The following is a 3,094-nucleotide window of genomic DNA, read 5'->3' on the forward strand; positions in this document are numbered from 1 at the left end:
CGCGCACGCGCTCCTCCTCGCCGGGGTTGACGCGGAACGCGCCGACCTCGTCGTCGCTGTCCCGGACTTCCGTCGTGTACGCGCCGCCGCTGTGGACGTAGACGGCGTCCGGCTCCGAGAGCGGCGCGTCGTACAGCCGGCCCGCGAAGTCGTCCTCGACGGCGAGGTCGGTCAGCTCGCTGTCCGCCTCTGTCGGGTCGACCTCCAGCTTCACGGCGTTCTCGCGCGCGACGACGGGAATCTCGCCCTCGACGCCGGCCGCCGTCGCGCCGCCGTCGTCGCTGACGGTCACCGTCTCGGAGTGGGGGGCGACGCCCGCGCCGTTGATCGTCAATTCGTGGTCGCCGGGCGGGACGTCCTGGACGACTGCGACGCCGTTGAACGTCGGGACGGCCTCGGGCTCGCTCTGGAACAGCGCGAACAGCTCCAGGGGCGACGAGACCGTCGTCAGGCCCTCGTCCTCTGGCGCGTCGTCGTCGGAGATGGCGTTGCTCACGCCGGCGACGACCTGATTGACCGGCGACGGGTCGCCGATCGCGTCGTAGCGGTCCGCCAGCGCCTGGCGGTGCTTCGGTTCGCTGATGTCCGAGGCGGGGTTCTCGTAGCGGGGGTCCGTCCACGGCACGCCCGTGGTCGTGATGTGGCCGGCGAACTGGTCTTCGACGAACCCCGGAATCTCGAACTCGAAGCTCAACTGCGGGCCCGTGAAGTCCGCGATGTGTTCGAGGTCCGCGGACGGCTCCAGGTCGTAGGTCACGTCGGCGGCTTCGGCCTCGCGGCCGACGTAGTCGAAGCGCCGGCCGGACTCTCGCTCCGGGAGGTCCGGCGGCGACCCGAGCGCGCTGAACGAGTGAATCGTCAGGTCGTCGGGCACCAGGTCCGCGGCGTCGACGGACGGCAGGCGGTCGTGCTCGTAGAACGGTTCTCCGTCGAGTTCGGGGACGGCGTACGGCAGCGCCAGGCCTTCGTCCCGGGGGAGGCCGTACGCCAGCGGGATGGCCGCGACGGACTCGATGCCGTCGATGACGCTGTTGGTGATGTCCGCGACGCTGCCGTCGAGGGGCAGCCGCTGGAAGTGTTCGGCGTCCTCGTTGACGGAGAGGCCACTGGAGTGCGAGCCGAGTTCGGAGAGAATCCGCGGGCGGGTGCGGTCGGGGTCGAGGAACTCGTTGTTCGGGACTTTCCGGGAGTGGGAGCTCGCGACGTGGAGCTGCGGTTCCTCGGTGTCGGTGTCCACGAACACCTGCAGGAGTTCCCAGTCGTGCCAGTGGAAGTTCGTGGTGAACTGGTCGAACGCCGAATAGAACCAGTACTGGACGACGACGAGCGGCGACTCCGCGTACTCCACAACGTTGTAGAAGCCGGTCGGCGCGGGCGGGTCGTCGGCGCCGCCCTGTTCGACGTAGCCGTCGAGGGCGTCGAACCCATCGACGACGGTGTCGCCGTCGAGTTCGCTCTCGAACGGCCGCGGGTCCGTCGGGAACCACTGTTCGTTCTCGTCGAAGTACAGCGTCGGCGCGTATTCTTCTGCAAGCGCTGCCGCGCGGTCGTCGTCGACGGCCGACGTGTCGCCGTCGTCCGCTCGGTCGAACAGCGAACAGCCCGCCATCGACGCGGCGGCGGCGGTACCGACCCCCGCCAGGACGGACCGTCGAGTGACCGACTGCGGGTCGTCCTCAGCCACGGATTTCCTCCCCGGGCGTGCGGGAGCGGGCCGGGACGCCGCCGTGCCGTCGTCGATTGTGGGTGGCTGGGAGTCGCATTCTGAGTACTCCTCGAATGGGCCCACGGGCCATACCGCTTGGGGTGTCGCCGGCTCACTCATTGTATCTCTGACTACTTCCCCCGGGGTTCGGTGGGTCGAGACACGCCCCGATATAACTGAAGAACATATTCTAAAATCTAATACTATCCCAAGTCATATCACGGTGCTGGTGTTCTAGGTCGACACTAGATGACCGCCGACACCGACCGCATCCACACGACGCACATCGGGAGCCTGCCGCGGACGCCGGCACTCCTCGACCTCCTGAAGCGACGCCAGGCCGGCGACCCGGTCGACGACGACGAGTGGCACCAGACCGTCCGAGACGCCACCGAGACAGTCATCCAGCGCCAGGCGGACGTCGGCCTCGACGTCGTGAACAACGGCGAACAGCCCCGCGTCTCCTTCAACTGGTACGTCGCCAACCGCCTCACCGGCATCGGCGACGACCGCGAGGCGCCCCTCTGGGACGACCTCGCGGACTACCCCGAGTACGCCAGCGACGCCTTCGACGCGGAGACCATCGACCTCACGAAACAGCCGTCGGTCGTCGGCCCGGTCGAGTACGACGGCGAGGCCGCCGCACGCGAGGAGATCGAGACGTTCACCGAACTGATCGACGCGACCGACGCCGACTTCGAGGACACGTTCCTCACGGCCGCGTCGCCGGGCATCGCCGCCGCCACCCTCGTCAACGACTACTACGACTCCCACGAGGAGTTCCTGCAGGCCGTCGGCGACGCGCTCCAGACGGAGTACGAACTCGTCGCCGAGACCGGTGCGACGCTCCAGCTGGACGCCCCCGACCTCCTGACCACCGGCCACCGCGGGTTCGGCGACCGCCCCGTCGAGAAACTCCGCCGGATCGTCCGCATGCACGTGGACGCGCTCAACGACGCCACCGCGAACATCCCCGACGACCAGCTCCGCGTCCACACCTGCTGGGGGAGCTACGAGGGCCCGCACCACCGCGACACGCCCCTCGAGGAGGTCCTTCCGGAACTGTACGAACTCGACGTCGGCGCGCTCTCCATCGAGGAAGCCAACCCCCGCCACCAGCACGAGTACCGCGTCTTCCGCGAGCACCCGCTCCCCGAGGACTGGACGCTGCTCCCGGGCGTCGTCGACGTGAAGACGAACGTCGTCGAACACCCCGAGGTCGTCGCCGACCGCCTCGAACGCGTCGCGAACGCCGTCGGCGACCCGACGCGCGTCGTCGCGGCGCCCGACTGCGGTTCGACACGCAGGCCGGTCTCGCGATGGTCCACCCCGAGATCGCGTGGGCGAAACTCGAGGCCCTCGTCGACGACGGCGCCGCCATCGCCAGCG

At 69.0% G+C, this 3,094-nt stretch carries 1 protein-coding gene and 1 pseudogene; one reads left to right on the top strand and one right to left on the bottom strand.

What is annotated here, in order from left to right:
* On the bottom strand, positions 1 to 1,684 hold a 1,684-nt coding region (locus tag GRX66_RS17810), incomplete at its 3' end, for a hypothetical protein (RefSeq protein WP_159527698.1).
* A 270-nt stretch (positions 1,685 to 1,954) separates the two neighbouring features.
* Between GRX66_RS17810 and GRX66_RS17815 the strand changes: the two are divergent.
* Positions 1,955 to 3,094, top strand: a pseudogene (locus tag GRX66_RS17815) (methionine synthase); the annotation flags it as partial.

This window comes from Halobacterium bonnevillei (assembly GCF_009831555.1).
GTDB lineage: Archaea > Halobacteriota > Halobacteria > Halobacteriales > Halobacteriaceae > Halobacterium > Halobacterium bonnevillei.